Source organism: Streptomyces sp. SAI-127 (assembly GCF_029894425.1).
Lineage (GTDB): Bacteria > Actinomycetota > Actinomycetes > Streptomycetales > Streptomycetaceae > Streptomyces.
In genome coordinates this window covers 59,172-73,759 of sequence record NZ_JARXYJ010000001.1, presented here as the reverse complement: position 1 = coordinate 73,759, position 14,588 = coordinate 59,172, and the positions used below count along the sequence as shown (strand labels likewise).

General features: G+C 71.2%; 16 protein-coding genes. 9 read left to right on the top strand and 7 right to left on the bottom strand.

The annotated features are described in order from the left end of the window. Positions 1-750, top strand: coding sequence for an ABC transporter ATP-binding protein (locus M2157_RS00345; RefSeq protein WP_280859735.1), 750 nt, complete (start codon positions 1-3; stop codon positions 748-750). Beyond that, positions 747-1,214 (top strand): hypothetical protein, encoded by a 468-nt coding sequence (locus tag M2157_RS00340; RefSeq protein WP_280863974.1) that lies wholly within the window; start codon positions 747-749, stop codon positions 1,212-1,214. Before M2157_RS00345 ends, M2157_RS00340 begins: the two co-directional genes overlap by 4 nt. A gap of 658 nt (positions 1,215-1,872) precedes the next feature. Here the strand turns inward: M2157_RS00340 and M2157_RS00335 are convergent. Further along, positions 1,873-2,478, bottom strand: coding sequence for a TetR/AcrR family transcriptional regulator (locus M2157_RS00335; RefSeq protein ID WP_280859731.1), 606 nt, complete (start codon positions 2,476-2,478; stop codon positions 1,873-1,875). Positions 2,479-2,631: 153 nt separating this feature from the next. Here M2157_RS00335 and M2157_RS00330 point away from each other — a divergent pair, with 153 nt between their 5' ends. The 7 genes from M2157_RS00330 (at position 2,632) to M2157_RS00300 (ending at position 9,345) form a co-directional block, all read left to right on the top strand. Beyond that, complete coding sequence (locus M2157_RS00330; RefSeq protein ID WP_280863973.1) at positions 2,632-4,974, top strand: xanthine dehydrogenase family protein molybdopterin-binding subunit; 2,343 nt, start codon at positions 2,632-2,634, stop codon at positions 4,972-4,974. Further along, a complete protein-coding gene (locus M2157_RS00325; protein WP_280863972.1) occupies positions 4,971-5,849 on the top strand; it encodes an FAD binding domain-containing protein in 879 nt (292 codons plus the stop codon). Before M2157_RS00330 ends, M2157_RS00325 begins: the two co-directional genes overlap by 4 nt. After that, positions 5,842-6,324 carry a (2Fe-2S)-binding protein gene (locus tag M2157_RS00320; RefSeq protein WP_280859728.1) on the top strand — a complete coding sequence of 161 codons (483 nt, stop codon included), beginning with the start codon at positions 5,842-5,844 and terminating at the stop codon, positions 6,322-6,324. Before M2157_RS00325 ends, M2157_RS00320 begins: the two co-directional genes overlap by 8 nt. 17 nt (positions 6,325-6,341) lie before the next feature. Beyond that, the gene (locus M2157_RS00315; protein ID WP_280863971.1) at positions 6,342-6,956 is read left to right on the top strand and encodes an SRPBCC family protein; all 615 of its coding nucleotides are present in this window, start codon (positions 6,342-6,344) and stop codon (positions 6,954-6,956) included. 83 nt (positions 6,957-7,039) lie between these two features. Continuing rightward, a complete protein-coding gene (locus M2157_RS00310; protein WP_280863970.1) occupies positions 7,040-7,876 on the top strand; it encodes a mycofactocin-coupled SDR family oxidoreductase in 837 nt (278 codons plus the stop codon). Further along, positions 7,873-9,075, top strand: coding sequence for a cytochrome P450 (locus tag M2157_RS00305; protein WP_280863969.1), 1,203 nt, complete (start codon positions 7,873-7,875; stop codon positions 9,073-9,075). The genes M2157_RS00310 and M2157_RS00305 overlap by 4 nt, the downstream gene beginning before the upstream one ends. A gap of 33 nt (positions 9,076-9,108) precedes the next feature. After that, positions 9,109-9,345, top strand: coding sequence for a ferredoxin (locus M2157_RS00300; RefSeq protein ID WP_280859724.1), 237 nt, complete (start codon positions 9,109-9,111; stop codon positions 9,343-9,345). Between the two features lie 138 nt (positions 9,346-9,483). Here the strand turns inward: M2157_RS00300 and M2157_RS00295 are convergent, their stop codons facing one another. From M2157_RS00295 to M2157_RS00270, 6 genes are read right to left on the bottom strand one after another with little or no spacing between them, the layout of a single operon-like run. After that, positions 9,484-9,774 carry a DUF1963 domain-containing protein gene (locus M2157_RS00295; RefSeq protein WP_280863668.1) on the bottom strand — a complete coding sequence of 97 codons (291 nt, stop codon included), beginning with the start codon at positions 9,772-9,774 and terminating at the stop codon, positions 9,484-9,486. Further along, positions 9,675-11,153 carry a mycofactocin biosynthesis glycosyltransferase MftF gene (gene mftF, locus M2157_RS00290; protein ID WP_280863968.1) on the bottom strand — a complete coding sequence of 493 codons (1,479 nt, stop codon included), beginning with the start codon at positions 11,151-11,153 and terminating at the stop codon, positions 9,675-9,677. The genes M2157_RS00295 and mftF overlap by 100 nt, the downstream gene beginning before the upstream one ends. A gap of 3 nt (positions 11,154-11,156) precedes the next feature. Further along, positions 11,157-12,275 (bottom strand): XdhC family protein, encoded by a 1,119-nt coding sequence (locus M2157_RS00285; RefSeq protein ID WP_280863967.1) that lies wholly within the window; start codon positions 12,273-12,275, stop codon positions 11,157-11,159. A 12-nt stretch (positions 12,276-12,287) separates the two neighbouring features. After that, positions 12,288-12,644, bottom strand: coding sequence for a carboxymuconolactone decarboxylase family protein (locus tag M2157_RS00280; RefSeq protein ID WP_280863966.1), 357 nt, complete (start codon positions 12,642-12,644; stop codon positions 12,288-12,290). A gap of 60 nt (positions 12,645-12,704) precedes the next feature. Continuing rightward, positions 12,705-13,091 carry a carboxymuconolactone decarboxylase family protein gene (locus M2157_RS00275; protein ID WP_280863965.1) on the bottom strand — a complete coding sequence of 129 codons (387 nt, stop codon included), beginning with the start codon at positions 13,089-13,091 and terminating at the stop codon, positions 12,705-12,707. Between the two features lie 17 nt (positions 13,092-13,108). Further along, positions 13,109-14,572 carry an aldehyde dehydrogenase family protein gene (locus M2157_RS00270; protein WP_280863964.1) on the bottom strand — a complete coding sequence of 488 codons (1,464 nt, stop codon included), beginning with the start codon at positions 14,570-14,572 and terminating at the stop codon, positions 13,109-13,111. Positions 14,573-14,588 lie beyond the last annotated feature (16 nt).

Genomic DNA, 14,588 nt, shown 5'->3' with positions numbered 1-14,588 from the left:
ATGTCCGAGAGCCCTGCGTTGCGGCCCGTGGCAGAAGGCACCCCGCCCCCGCTGCTCGAACTACGAGGCATCCAGGCGGCCTACGACCGCATCACCGTGCTGCACGGAGTGGATCTCACCGTCGCCGCCGGCCAGGTCGTGGCCCTGCTCGGCCCGAACGGCGCCGGCAAGACCACCACCCTCAATGTCGCCGCCGGGGCGCACCACCCCTCGGCGGGCACCCTGCACCTCGGCGGCCGCGACGCCACCGGCGCGCGCCCACGCGACCTCGCCCGGGCCGGTGTCTGCCTCATCCCGGAGGGCCGGGGCATCTTCCCGAACCTCTCCGTGCGCGACAACCTCCGCATGATGACCTTCAGCGGGCGCGGCCTGGCGGAGATCGAGGAACTCGCCTACAGCCGCTTCCCGGTCCTCGGCGAACGCGTGAAGCAGGCGGCAGGCACCCTGTCCGGCGGGCAGCAACAGATGCTCGCGCTCGCCCGGGGCCTGGCCACCGACCCGGCCGTCCTGCTGCTCGACGAACTGTCCATGGGCCTGGCGCCGGTGGTGGTCGCCGAGTTGTACGAGCACGTCGCCGAACTGGCCCGCCAGGGTGTGGCGGTGCTCGTCGTGGAGCAGTTCGCCGCCGCGGTGCTGAAGATCGCCGACCATGCGGCCGTCCTCGTGCGCGGCCGCATCCAGTGGCAGGGCCACCCCGACAGCTCCCTGCACGCCGAACTGTCCTCCTACTACCTGGGGAGCGCGGCATGACGCCGACCACCGGCACCACGACAGAACCACACACCCTCAGGCACGCGGACCAGCCCCAAGTCCCCACCCGGGCGGACCGGTTCGCCCGCGACCTGGCCGCCCTGAAGATCCCCGACCCGGCCGCAGCACGCCACACCCTGTGGCTGCGTATCGGAGCACTTCTGCTCCTGGCCGGGCTGGTCCTCGGCGCGCTGACCTACCCTCTCGCCCATGCGAGCGACGATCCACTGGCCCAGCGTGACGCCCTCGCCATCGGCCTGACCGCCGTGGTGTGCGCGGTGGTGGGCGGGGTGCTGTATCTGCGCTACTCGCTCACCGGCTTCCTGCGCTTCTGGCTGGCGCGTCAGGCGTACGACCTCTCCGAACTGGGCGACCGGCTCACACCAGCGGCCCAGCCGGAGCCGTCCACCACCGTCGTCCCGGCACCCGAAACCGACGCGCCCAACGGTGCAGGCCCACGCTGAGAGTGACGCTGCCCGCTTGACGTACCGCCCGGGGCATGACCGCGGGTGGACAGGGCGGAGTGATCGTCAACATCTGCTCCACCGAGGGGTTCGAGGGCACCGCCCCCGGCATGGGCGCGTACATGGCGTCGGAGTCTTTCCGTACATCCCGATCGCGCAGATGGACGACGGGGCCTGGGACACAGTCTTCGCGGTGAATGTTGTTGACCCAGGCGTCGAGGTGGCGCCCGCATCCCATCCGCTGCCTATCCACCACCGCACCATCGCCTGACAGCACCTCGCTGCGTGCCGGACCCGGCCACCTGCACGGCGCGGACACCATGCCCGGTCTGCACTCGGTGGGGGACCAGCCGTGGACGGAGGAGTACCAGGCCGCCTATCCGGCCGCGAGCCACCGGGCGTTCGACCGGATCGAGGCGGTCGTGGGCGAACACGTCTGGAACTTCGCCGACTTCCGCCCGCCCACGGCACCCACCGCGTCGACGGCAACCGCAAGGGCGTCTTCACCCGCGACCGCAAGCCCAAGGCGGCCGCGCACGAACTGCGGCGACGCCGGCGGGGGCTCGGCGGTCTCAAGACCTCGGGCGCGGAGAGCTGACGGAGCCTCACTGCTCGGCGGCTTGCGCGGAACTCACTGCCGGGTAGCTTGAGCGGAGCCTCACCGCTCGGCGGCCCGCGCGGGGTCGCCCTCGTACTCCTGGAGCACCTGCTCCACGAAGGCGAGGGCCTCCTCGTGCCGGGTCGTCATGCCCAGGGCCCGCTCCATCATCAGGTTGCGGCCGACAGCGTTGGTGAGCACGAGCAGCACGGCCGGGGACATCCCGGCCGGCAGCTGGGTGCCCGCCTGTTCGAGGCCGCGCGTGAGGGCTTCGAGCTGGACTTCGCGATAGCGCTCCGAGATCGCGGCCAGCTCGGCGCGGATCTCCTTGCGGTGGTTGGCGAGGGCCGCGTACTCCGTGGTCAGGGCGTTGCCCGGATGGCTGCTGAGCCGCCACAGCGCCCGCAGCGGCTGCGGTCCGCTCAGCAGCCGCTCGGCGCGCTCCAGTTCCTTGTCCGCGCGCCGCCGCAGCATGGCGAGGAACAGGTCGTCGAGCGTGCGGAAGTAGTAGAGGACCAGGGCCGGCGCCACCTCGGCCTCGCGTGCAACGCGCCGTACGCCGACGGCCGCGTACCCCTCCTCCAGCATCAGGCGCTGTGCGGTGTCGAGCAGCAGCAGACGCGTCTTGGAGTTCTCGGCACCCATCCGGCGAGGCGTGGCAGTCATACCCGTCATTGTGCTTGACGCCCTCGAACGGCGGGTGTTAAACAGTCGTTCAGCACCTCAGTTGAACACTCGTTCAGCACGTGAGCACAGCACATGAGTTCGCCCCCCTGAGTTCAGCTCCTGAGTTCCGCACGTGAACGGAGGAACGGACCGATGGCACCAACCGGGCGCGCCGCCGCATACGCCGGCACCCGCACCCCGCGCGTCGAGGACGCGCGACTCCTGACCGGCACGGGCACCTACGTCGATGACGTCGTACGCCCCGGCATGCTCCATGTGTGCTTCGTGCGCAGCCCGATGGCGCGCGCCCGCATCCTCCGCATCGATGCCTCCGAGGCCCGCGAACTCCCCGGCGTGCACGCCGTGTTCGTCGCCGCCGACCTCAACCCCGGCGTCCACGAGCAGTGGTACACGCTCAACGGACGCGACGACCCGGACACTCCGCGTCCGCCGCTCGCCGAGGGCGAAGTGCGCTTCGTCGGCGACCCGGTCGCGATGATCGTGGCCGACGACCGCTACCTCGCGGAGGACGCCGCGGAGGTGGTCGTCGTCGACTACGACCCGCTCGCGCCTGTCGTCGACTACACGACAGCCCTCGACTCTCCGGAGTCCGTGCACGCGGAGCATCCCGACAACCTCGTCGGTCAGCTCGGCGGACGCCCGATGGCCGACCTCGATCCCGTCTTCGCTAGCGCGCCGCACGTCGTCGCCCAGACCCTGTACCAGCAGTCGCACGGCCCGGTCCCGATGGAGACCCGCGGAATCGTCGCCGAATGGGCCCCGGCCGGCCGGGAGATGAGCATCTGGGCCTCCACCCAGTCCCCGCACGAGGTCCGGTCCTTCTGCGCGCGGCTGCTCGGCATCGCCGAGCACCGGGTGCGGGTCGTGATGCGGGACACCGGCGGCGGCTTCGGACAGAAGGTCCTGCCGCAGCGCGAGGACATGTGCGTGATGCTCGCGGCCCGCAAGCTGCCCGCCGCACTCAAGTGGATCGAGGACCGCCAGGAGCACCTCCTCGCGGCAGGCCAGGCACGCCACGAACACGGCGAGGCGCGCATCGCCCTCGACGAGGACGGCCGCATCCTGGCCGCGACGCTCGACCACGTCCAGGACGCCGGTGCGTACCCGACGCCGTCCCCCGTGCAGAGCGGCATCGCGGTCGGGATGCTCTTCCCCGGCCCGTACCGCATCCCGGAAGGCACGTTCTCGTCGCGCTTCGTCTACTCCAACACCAGCGGCCGCGTCGCCTACCGCGGCCCCTGGCAGTACGAGTCCATGGCCCGCGAAACGCTCCTGGACACCGCGGCCCGCCAACTCGGCCTCGACCCGGTGGAGTTACGCCGCCGGAACATGCTCACCCGCGACGAGCTGCCCACGGCGAACTTCAACGGGATGCCGTACGACCACATCTCCCCGCGCGAGACCTTCGAGCAGGCCCTGCAGATGCTCGACTACGAGGCATTCCGCAAGGAGCAGGAACAGGCCCGGCAGCAGGGCCGCTACCTCGGCGTCGGCACGTGCACCTACGTCGAACCGACCGCCGGCGCCACGCCGTTCCACGCCACCGAGGGGGCGACGATCCGCGTCGAGCCCTCCGGCAAGGTCAATATCTACGTCGCCGGCGGGTCCTGCGGCAACAGCCTGGAGACCACGGTCGTCCAGCTCACCGCCGACGCGCTCGGCGTCGCCATCGAGGACGTCAGCACCGTGCAGGGCGACACGGCCATCACACCGTACGGAGCCGGCACCGGCGGCAGCCGCTCGGGGCCCATGACGGCGGGGGCCATCGAGGAGACGGCCGGGGTGCTGCGGGAGCGCATCCGCGCCATCGCGGCGCACCGGCTGCAAGTGCCGCTGGAGGACGTCGAGTTCGAGCGAGGACAGGCGGCGGCCAAGGGCGCGGACGGGTCACTGTCCCTCGCGGAGATAGCCGACATCGCGTACTACCAGGTGCACGCCCTGCCGCCCGGAGTGCCCGCCGGGCTCGAAGCGAGCGGGCGCTACCACACCCCGCACCTGATGATCTGGGCCAACGCCACCCACGTCTGCACCTGCGAAGTCGACGTGGTCACCGGAGAGGTGAAACTCCTGCGGTACATCGTCAGCGAGGACTGCGGCCCGATGATCAACCCCAGCGTGGTGGAGGGCCAGATCCACGGCGGCACCGTCCAGGGCATCGGCGGCGCGCTCTACGAGGAGCTCGCCTACGACACGGACGGCAACCCCGTGTCGACCACGTTCATGGACTATCTGCTGCCCACGGCCACCGAGGTGCCGGTCATCGAAGTGGGCCATGTCGAGACGCCGAGCCCCGGGCCCGGGGGCTACAAGGGAGTCGGCGAGGGCGGCGCGATCGGCTCCGCGCCCGCCGTCGTCAACGCGGTCGCCGACGCGCTCGCCCCGCTCGGCGTACGGATCGAGCGACTGCCGCTGACCCCCGCCTCGATCGTGGGACTCATCGACAGGCAGCGGCAGGGGCAGGGGGCACGCTCGTGAAGCCGGCACCCTTCAGGTACCACGCCCCCGAGACTCCCGGCGAGGTCGTCGGTCTGCTGGGGGAGTGGGGGGACGAGGCGAAGGTCATCGCGGGAGGGCAGAGCCTCGTCCCCATGCTGGCCCTGCGCCTGGCGTCCTTAGGCCACCTCGTCGACCTGCGCCGCCTCGACGAACTGCGCGGGATCGAGCGCCGGGACGACGACACCGTGTGGGTCGGGGCGGCCACCACTCAGGCCGCCGTGCAGCGGTCGGAGGAGGTGCGCGCCGCGGTTCCGCTCCTTGCCCGTGCCACCCCGTTGATCGGTCACTTCCAGATTCGCAGCCGGGGCACCGTCGGCGGCTCGCTGGCGCACGCCGATGCCGCGGCCGAGTATCCGGCGGTGGCCCTGACCTTGGACGCCGAGCTGGAAGCGCTCTCGCCGCGTGGCCGGCGCACCATCCCGGCAGCGAACTTTCTCAACGGTGTCTGGACCACGGCCCTCGCCGAGGACGAGCTGCTCACCGGTGTCAGGTTCCCGGTGTGGAGCGGGCGGTGCGGGTTCGCCGTCGAGGAGTTCGCCCGCAGGAGCGGGGACTTCGCCATCGCCGGTGCCACGGTCGCACTCCGCGTGGACCCTGCGGGCCGTCTCGACCGGTGCGCCATCAGCCTGTTCGGGCTCGGCCCGACCGCGCGGCGGGCCACAGCGGCCGAGACCGCTCTGCTCGGCACGGACCCGCTGGGGACCGACGCCGAGGACATCGGCCGGCTCGCGACCGAAGACCTCGACTCCGTCCCCTCCGATCTGCACGGATCGGCCCTTTACCGCATTCGTGTGGGCGCCGCGATGGTCGCCCGCGCCTGGCACGGCGCCGTACAGGAGGCACTCCATGACTGATGCGGAGACCATCGAGATCGACATACGGGTCAACGGCGCCGGCCGCCGGGCGGCCGTGGCGCCCCGGCTCACCCTCGCCGACTTCCTGCGCGTCACCTGCTCCCTGACCGGGACCCACCTCGGCTGCGAGCACGGCGTCTGCGGCGCGTGCACCGTGCTGCTCGACGGCGAACCCGTCCGCGCCTGCCTGGTGTTCGCCGTGCAGGCCGACGGCGGCGAGGTGACCACCGTCGAGGGTCTTGCAGGGCCGGACGGTGAACTGTCCAAGGTGCAGGCGGCGTTCAGGGAGCATCACGGGTTGCAGTGCGGTTTCTGCACCCCCGGATTCGTCGTCTCGGTGACCGCGTTCCTGGCGGAGAATCCCAAACCCACCGACGAGGAGATCCGCGAGGCACTCACCGGGAACCTGTGCCGCTGCACCGGCTACCAGGGGATCGTCAACGCCGTCCGGGCCGCGGCACAGGACACGGCTTGAGGGGGGGAGGAGGCGCTGTGAAGCTGGAGAACACCCTCAGCATCCCCGTCGCCGTCGACGACGCCTGGCAGGTCCTGCTCGACGTCGAGCGCGTTGCGCCCTGTGTGCCCGGTGCGACGCTCACCGCGAGCGACGGCGACGAACACCGCGGCCGGATCAAAGTGAAGTTGGGCCCCATCGCGCTCACCTACAGCGGCACGGTCACCTTCCTCAAGCGTGACGAGCAGGCGAAGGTCGTCGTCCTGGAGGCAGGCGGTCGCGAGGCGCGCGGCAACGGCACCGCGAAGGCTCTCGTCACCTGCCGCCTCAGCGACGCCGGTGGCGGCCGTACCGCCGTGCACGTGGAGACCGACCTCAGCATCACCGGAAAGCCGGCCCAGTTCGGCCGTGGCACCCTCGCCGAGGTGTCCGGCGCCCTCATGGAACGGTTCGCCGGAGAACCTCGCCGCCGAAATCGCGGCCAACTCACCCGAACCGGCCGCGCATTCACCCACTCCGGCGCCCTCCGCCGCACCACTGGACCTGATCGAGGCCACCGGCGCCACGGCTGTCAAGCGGATGGCGCCGCTCGTGGCCGCGGCCCTGCTGATCCTCACGCTCGGCCGCCTGCGCGCCCGGCGCCGCCGCGCTGACTAAAGCCAGCTGCGTAAAGCCACAGGCACACCCACCCGCACGTCCTTCACCCGAGCACGTCCAGCCAGAAACGAGGTTCCCCATGCCCGGACGCGTAGAAGGAAAGGTCGCCTTCATCACCGGCGCGGCGCGAGGACAGGGCCGCAGCCATGCGATCCGTCTCGCCGAAGAAGGCGCCGACATCATCGCGATCGACGTCTGCAAGCAGCTCGACGGCGTCAAGTTCCCCATGTCGACGCCCGAGGATCTCGACGAGACGGTCAACCAGGTGCAGAAGCTGGGGCGGCGCATCCACGCCGTGCAGGCGGACGTACGCGACCACGACGCGCTCAAGGCCGCCGTCGACGAGGGTGTCGCCCAGTTCGGCAGGCTCGACATCGTCTGTGCCAACGCGGGCCTCGGCAGCGACGGGGCCCGCCTGGACGCCATGGACGAGAAGACCTGGCGCGACATGATCGACGTCAACCTGACCGGCGTCTGGCTCACCGCCAAGGTCGCCATCCCGCACATCGTCGCCGGCGGACGCGGTGGCTCGATCATTCTGACCAGCTCCGTCGGCGGTCTGCGCGGCCACGCCAACATCGGTCACTACATCGCCGCCAAGCACGGCGTCGTGGGCCTGATGCGCACCCTTGCCTGGGAGCTCGGCGAGCACAGCATCCGGGTCAACTCCATTCACCCCTCCCAGGTCAACACACCGATGGTCATGCACGAGGACACGTACCGGATGTTCCGTCCGGACCTGGAGAACCCCACGGTCGACGACTTCGCCGCCGTCTCGCAGAGCATGCACCTGCTGCCCACCCCATGGGTCGAGCCGCGCGACATCAGCGGCGCCGTGCTCTACCTCGCCTCGGACGACGGGCGCTTCGTCACCGGGACCACCACCGTCATCGACGCGGGAGCCATGCTGAAATGACCGTCGCCGACACCACCACCGAGCCCGTCTACTGGGACCCCTTCGACGCGGCCCTGGCCCGCGACCCGTATCCCGTCTACGCGCGCCTGCGCGAAGAGGCCCCGCTCTACTACAACGAGCGGCACGACTTCTACGCGGTCAGCCGCTACGCCGACTGCCAGCGCGGCCTCGCCGACTGGCAGACGTACTCCTCGGCGCGCGGCGACATCCTGGAGATCATCCAGGCGGACATCGAACTGCCGCCGGGCACCCTGATCTTCGAGGACCCGCCCGTCCACGACATCCACCGGCGCCTGCTCGCCCGCGTCTTCACTCCACGCCGTATCGCACAACTCGAGCCGAGGATCAGGGCGTACTGCGAGCGCGTCCTCGAACCGGTCACCGGAGCCGACCGCTTCGACCTCGTGGCGGCCGTCGGCGCCGAGATGCCGATGCGTGTGATCGGGATGCTCCTCGGCATCCCCGAGGCCGACCAGGTGCGCTACCGGGACCGGACCGACGCGACCCTGGAGACCGGGGACGGCGGTCGCATCGACTCCGGCGAGATCCTCAACGCCGAGGGGTTCCAGGACTACATCGACTGGCGCAAGAAGCACCCGTCCGACGACCTCATGACCGAGCTGATGACCGCCGAGTTCGAGGACGAGAACGGCACCCGGCGCACCCTCACCGACGAGGAAGTCCTCACGTACTGCACCGTGGTCGCAGGCGCGGGCAATGAGACGACCGGCCGGCTGATCGGCTGGTTCGGCGCGCTGATGGCCCGCTACCCCGAGGCCCGCCGGGAGTTGGTGGCCGAGCCCGCCCTCATCCCGAACGCCATCGAGGAGATCCTGCGCTTCGAGCCGACAGGACCGTTCACAGCCCGCTATGTGACCCGGGACGTGGAGCTGCACGGCTCCACCGTGCCGGCCGGCAGCGCCATCCTCTTCATCCAGGCCGCCGCCAACCGCGACCCGGACCGCTTCCCCGACCCGGATGTCTTCGACATCCACCGGGTGTCGCAGCACATGTCGTTCGGCGTCGGCGCGCACTACTGCCTGGGCGCCGCGCTCGCCCGCCTGGAGGGAAAGGTGGCGGCCGAGGAGATCCTGCGGCGCTTCCCCGCCTGGGAGGTCGACTGGGAGGGCGCGGAGCTGGCCCAGACCTCGACCGTACGGGGCTGGAAGACGCTGCCGCTCGTCATCCAGAAGCCCTGAGGGCGATGGGGAGTTGAGTAAGGGAGCCCGCTCATGACCGAGCACTGGAGAGTCAAGGTCGACCCGCGCATGTGCGTCCGTACGGGGCTGTGCGCGGCCTCCGCGCCGCAGGAGTTCCAGCTCGACGAGACGACCGGCCAGGGCCGCGCCACCGCGGAGGTCCTGCCGGCATCGGAGGAGGTCCTGGAGGTCGCCGAGTCCTGCCCCATCGAGGCGATCTCGATCGCGGACGCGGAGTCCGGGAAGGCGGTCTTTCCGCCTGACGACTGAGGGAACCGGGGCGGCTGCGAGGCGTGGTGCTTCGTGCCGCCCTGGTGCGATCAAGACCCTGGCGGCCCGTCGTTCCCGCCGAGGAATGGGCGCAAACCAGAAGCAGCACACGAGGTGAACGACCTGCTCAGGGCCGGCTCACATGCACTGCATGGTCAGCGGGACCTGGCCGAAGCGGTGGGCGGCGAGGTCCTCGGGGCGGATGAGCCAGTAGAGCGCAGCCACGTCGCCCCACTCCATCCCCGCGTCGCCGTCGCTGTGGAATTGGGAGAGCAGTAACCATCGTTCGGCTTCCTGGCCGTGGGCCTGGTCGCTGTGGACAGGCGGGTCTACACGGCTTGTGAGTCCTTGGCGCGACTCGCGGCGGACCGGCGCACAAAAGGCAGGCCCACCTTCGGCAGCAGCGGCGCGAGGGCGCGATGGCGCCAGGCCGAGGCCGTCACGCCCGTGCCGTACGCCAGGTCGTCCAGGCAGCGCAGGGCCGTCCAGCGCACGGGGTCCAGGGGCGGCCGGCGCGCCACCCACTCCGCGAGGACGGGGGCGAGCATGGCCGCCGTGGCCGCCCGGGCGGTGCGGCTGCTGGGCGCCGCGCCCAGGCACAGCAGGCCCAGGGGCCACCACTCGCGGCGCAGGGCGAGTCCGAGCGCCATGGAGTCGGCGACCAGGCCCTGCGCCACCACGGATGCGCTCAGTTCCGTCGCGGCGGGGGTGTCCGACAGATGGCGACGAAGGAGCGCCGCGGACGTGAGCGTGCTGAGCGCCGCGGCGCCCGGGCGGCCATGGGTCAGGAGGCCGAGCGTCAGCAGATTCCACGCGGACGGGCGGGCCGGTGCGACCCGGCCGGGGTGGCGTTCGGCCAGTGCGGCCGCCGAAGTCCCGTACTCGTGACGGCGTTTGAGCGCCTCTCGCCACGCGAGCCGGGGCGTGTGCAGGACGCGGGCGCGCGGCTGGTAGCGCACGTGCAACCCGTGGTCGTGCAGCCGCCAGACGAAGTCGACGTCCTCGCCGAGCCGCAACTCCTCGTCGAACGTGACCTGGGACAGGACGTCCGTGCGCACGACCAGTGTGGCTGTGGGCACGAAGCCGACCCGTGCGCCAGGGCGCACCACGGCCTGCTCACGGCCCAGGTCGAGTGCGGAACGCGCGGCCTCGTAGCGGGCGAGCAGGCCCATCGGGGGATACGGAACATCCGGCAGGATCCGCGGTGCGACGGCCGCGACCTGAGGATCGTCGAAGGCGGGGACCAGCAGGTCGAGCCAGCCCTCCTCGGGGCGGCAGTCCGAGTCGACGAACGCGACGAGTGGCGTGGTCGCGAGTGCGGCGCCGGTGGTACGCGCCGCCGCGGGCCCTCGGTTGACCGCGTGCCGGACCAGACGGGCCCCGTGCGCCTCGGAGATCGCCCGCACGGCCGCGGGATCCGGTGAGCAGTCGTCGACGACGATCACCTCCAGACCGCGCAACGCGGCAAGGCAGCGGGCCAGTTCGGCTGTGCGTCCGTACGCGGGGACGACCACGGTGACCGGATGGGGCCCGCCGCGCGTCGGGGGCACGGGGTGCGCGAGGCCGCGGTCGAGCAGCTGCCGGGCCAGGGCGCGCCCCACCGTCGTGTCCGGTGTCAGGCCGTGCCGGCCCGCCCGCCGGAGGGCGGCGAGCTGGGGCAGCGCGGCCGCCTTGATGCGCGCGACGCCCCAGGGTGAGCCGCCGGTCACCACCCGGCCGCCGCCGTAGAAGGACGCGGCGCGGTCGAGTGCGATCGGCAGACCGGGCGGGGACAGCGGTCGACTGTTCGACGCAGTGGATGACGCCACCGTTCAACTCCCGTGATGCTCAACGTTCTTGAATCCAGCGGACTGGTGGGTCCCCCAGGGCGTGTACGGGTCGTGGTGCAAGGGCCCGTGCGTGTCCCGGAGCGGCAGCCCGCCACCGCCCCGCCGCACCGCGACGATCTCCGCCCCGATGGCTACCGCGGTCTCCTCGGGCGTACGTGCTCCCAGGTCGAGGCCGATCGGCGAACGCAGCCGGGCGAGTTCCCGCTCGGTGAGGCCCGCCTCGCGCAGCCGGTCGAGGCGCTCGTGATGCGTGCGCCGGGAGCCCATCGCCCCCACGTACGCGACCGGCAGCCGCAGCGCCACTTCGAGCAGCGGCACGTCGAACTTGGCGTCGTGGGTGAGGACCACGACGACCGTGCGGCCATCGACCGGTGTGCGGGCGAGGAAACGGTGCGGCCAGTCGACCACCACCTGATCCGCGTCCGGGAAGCGCGCCGGCGTGGCGAACACCGAGCGGGCGTCGCAGACCGTGACCTCGTATCCGAGGAAAGCGCCCAACGACGCGACCGCCCCGGCGTGGTCCGTCGCACCGAACACGAGGAGCCGTGGACGCGGTGCGTACGAGGTGATGAACACCTCCGTACCCGGGCGGCAGCGCACCGCGCGGATGCCGCTCGCCGCGACGTCCAGCATGGCGCGCGCCTCGGCGGCGATCACGGCGTCCACCTCCGCCGCCCCCGTGGATCCGCGGACCTGCTCGGGGCCGACGGCCAGGATCGCGCCGCTGCCGTCGAGGAGTTGCGCCACGGCGACGGGTGTCCGGTCGGCCACGGCATCGAGCACGGCGGACGGCGGCTGTGGCTGCACATATACCTCGATCGTGCCGCCGCAGCTCAGGCCCACCGCGACCGCCGTGTCGTCCGAGTGACCAAAGCTCTCCCGCATGGCCGCGCCTGTCGAGAGCACCTCCTGGCACAGCTCGTAGACGGTGCCCTCGACGCACCCGCCGGACACGCTCCCGAGCACCTCTCCGGTCTCGGACACCGCCATGGTGGCGCCCGGTGCGCGGGGCGCGCTGCCGCTCATCGAGACGACGGTCGCCAGGGCGAAGCGGGTGCCCGCCCGGTCCCAGGCTGTAAGCCGCGCGGCGATCTCACGCATGGCCGTGACGCGTCACGCGGGCCGCCCGGCCCACGCCGCCTCCACCGAGTCCGCGAGCGCATCGCCTTTCGCGAAGCCGTAGTAGGCCGCGAACTGCAGGACGATCTCGTCCATCTCCTCCTTGGTGATGTCGCCGGAGTGCAGGGCCGCCGCGACATGCGTGCGCAGGGGAACGGGCGAGTCGTCGAGCGCGACGCTGGCGACCGTGATGATCCGGCGCTCCCTGCGGGTGAGACCGGGGCGCTGCCAGACATGGCCGAACACGAAGTTCAGGATGCCGGCTTGCCGGTAGGGCGAGTTGACCGGCGGCGCGGGCGTGAGGTTCACGTCGATGAACTCCTCCACGCCGCGCGCGATGCGCTTGTCCATGTCGCCGGGTCCGAGCGTGAGGTTGTCCAGCTCGGGCCAGGGAGGAGTGGGTTCACCGCGTTAGCGGTGGATGCGGTCCCATTGGCGGGCGATGGCGCCCTCCAGATGGGAGGCCTTGGGCCAGCCGCAGTACACCGCGAAGTGCAGGACGAGTTCGAGCATCTCGTCGAGCGAGATGTCCCCGCTCGCGAGCGCCGCGCGCACCTGCTCCTCGATCGGCTCCGGCGCGTCGGCGGCCGCCACACAGGTGAGCGTGACAAAGCGCCGGTCCCGCCGGCTCAGACCCGGACGCGACCACACCTGCCCGTACAGGAAGTCACGGGACGCACGGCCGAACGGCGTCTGTGAGGAGGGAAGTCCAGCCGATCCCAGAACCTCGGCCGCGGTCTGCTCCCCACGGCCCTCTTGTGCCGATGCATCCACTGACATCTCCGACGATACGTCCATCAGGGCTCCCTGACTCCCTAGGCGCGAATGAAGACGTTCTTGGTCTGCAGGAACTCGTACAGCCCTTCTTTGCCGCCCTCACGGCCGTGACCGCTCTGCTTGTACCCGCCGAACGGAGCCCCCGGCGGCTGCCCTGACGGCCCGTTGACATGCACCGTGCCCGCTTGCAGCCGCGGCACGATGCGCTGCACCCGCGCCACGTCGTGGGTGAACAGGACCGCGCCGAGGCCGTACGGGGTGGAGTTGGCCAGCTCGACGGCCTGCTCCTCCGTGTCGAACGGGATGATCGACAGGACCGGGCCGAACACCTCGTGCCGGGCGACCTCGCTGCCCGGGTCCACATCGGCGAGCACGGTCGGCTCGACGAAGAAACCGCCCTGTACCTGAGGCGGGAGCGCCGCCTTGTCGACGGCGTGACCGCCGGCGACGAGCCGGCTGTCGGACGCCGCCCTGTCGATCACACCGAGGATCCTGTCCCGCGCCTGAGCACCGACCACCGGACCCAGCGCCGTCGTCGGTGCGAACGGATCCCCGACGGTCAGGGCCTTCGCGGCAACCCCGGCGGCCTCGACGACCCGCTCGTACACCTCGCGGTGGACCAGCATCCGGGTGGTGAGGTTGCAGCCCTGACCGGACAGGTTGAAGCAGGAGCGGACGGTCTCCGTGACGGCCGCGTCGATGTCGGCGTCGGGGAACACCACACTCGCCGTCTTGCCACCGAGTTCGAGCAGCACCGGCTTGAGGGTGTGACGGGCGGAGTCGAGGATCTTCTTGGCCGTCGGTACGCCGCCGGTGAACGAGATCATGCCGACGTCCGGATGACGCACGAGGTGCTCACCGGCCTCGGGACCACCGGGCAGGATGTGCAGCACGCCGGGCGGCAACCCGGCCTCCAGCGCGATCTCCGCGAACTTCGCCACCGTGAACGGCGCGAGATCGGGCGACTTGACGACCACACAGTTCCCGGCGGCGAGCGCAGGGGCGATCTTCATCCCGACCGACATGATCGGGCCGTTCCAGGTGAGGATGATCCCCACGACGCCGTACGGCTCCGGGACGGTGTAGTCGAGGCCCGGGGCCATGACCGGGCTCGGCGGGATCGTCGCCCCCTCGATCTTGTCCGCCCAGCCGGCGTAGTACCCGAACCAGCCGGAGCACAGATACGCGAGCGCCGACGAGACGGCGATGGGCGCGCCGAGTTCGAGCGTGGTGAGGCGGCCGAGTTCGGCCACCCGGGCGAGCATCAGCTCTTCGATGCGCTGCAGGATGCGGCGGCGTTTGTCCGGGGACATGGCCCGCCACTGGGGATACGCGTCCTTCGCGGCGGCCACGGCCGCGTCGACCTCCTGCGGGCCGCACAACAGCACGGAGCCGTTGACGCGGGCCGTCGCCGGATTGACGTGGTCGATCGTGCCGATGGATGTCTTCTCGAGCCAGGTGCCGTTCACCAGCGGTCCGGTGACGCCGAGTTCGTCGCTCACGGTGTGCCCCTTTCCT

Coding starts and splice junctions, on each gene's coding strand:
- M2157_RS00345 (WP_280859735.1), top strand. CDS start 1: ATGTCCGAGAGCCCTGCGTTGCGGCCCGTGGCAGAAGGCACCCCGCCC.
- M2157_RS00340 (WP_280863974.1), top strand. CDS start 747: ATGACGCCGACCACCGGCACCACGACAGAACCACACACCCTCAGGCAC.
- M2157_RS00335 (WP_280859731.1), bottom strand. CDS start 2,478: ATGACTGCCACGCCTCGCCGGATGGGTGCCGAGAACTCCAAGACGCGT.
- M2157_RS00330 (WP_280863973.1), top strand. CDS start 2,632: ATGGCACCAACCGGGCGCGCCGCCGCATACGCCGGCACCCGCACCCCG.
- M2157_RS00320 (WP_280859728.1), top strand. CDS start 5,842: ATGACTGATGCGGAGACCATCGAGATCGACATACGGGTCAACGGCGCC.
- M2157_RS00310 (WP_280863970.1), top strand. CDS start 7,040: ATGCCCGGACGCGTAGAAGGAAAGGTCGCCTTCATCACCGGCGCGGCG.
- M2157_RS00305 (WP_280863969.1), top strand. CDS start 7,873: ATGACCGTCGCCGACACCACCACCGAGCCCGTCTACTGGGACCCCTTC.
- M2157_RS00300 (WP_280859724.1), top strand. CDS start 9,109: ATGACCGAGCACTGGAGAGTCAAGGTCGACCCGCGCATGTGCGTCCGT.
- M2157_RS00285 (WP_280863967.1), bottom strand. CDS start 12,275: ATGCGTGAGATCGCCGCGCGGCTTACAGCCTGGGACCGGGCGGGCACC.
- M2157_RS00280 (WP_280863966.1), bottom strand. CDS start 12,644: ATGGACAAGCGCATCGCGCGCGGCGTGGAGGAGTTCATCGACGTGAAC.
- M2157_RS00275 (WP_280863965.1), bottom strand. CDS start 13,091: ATGGACGTATCGTCGGAGATGTCAGTGGATGCATCGGCACAAGAGGGC.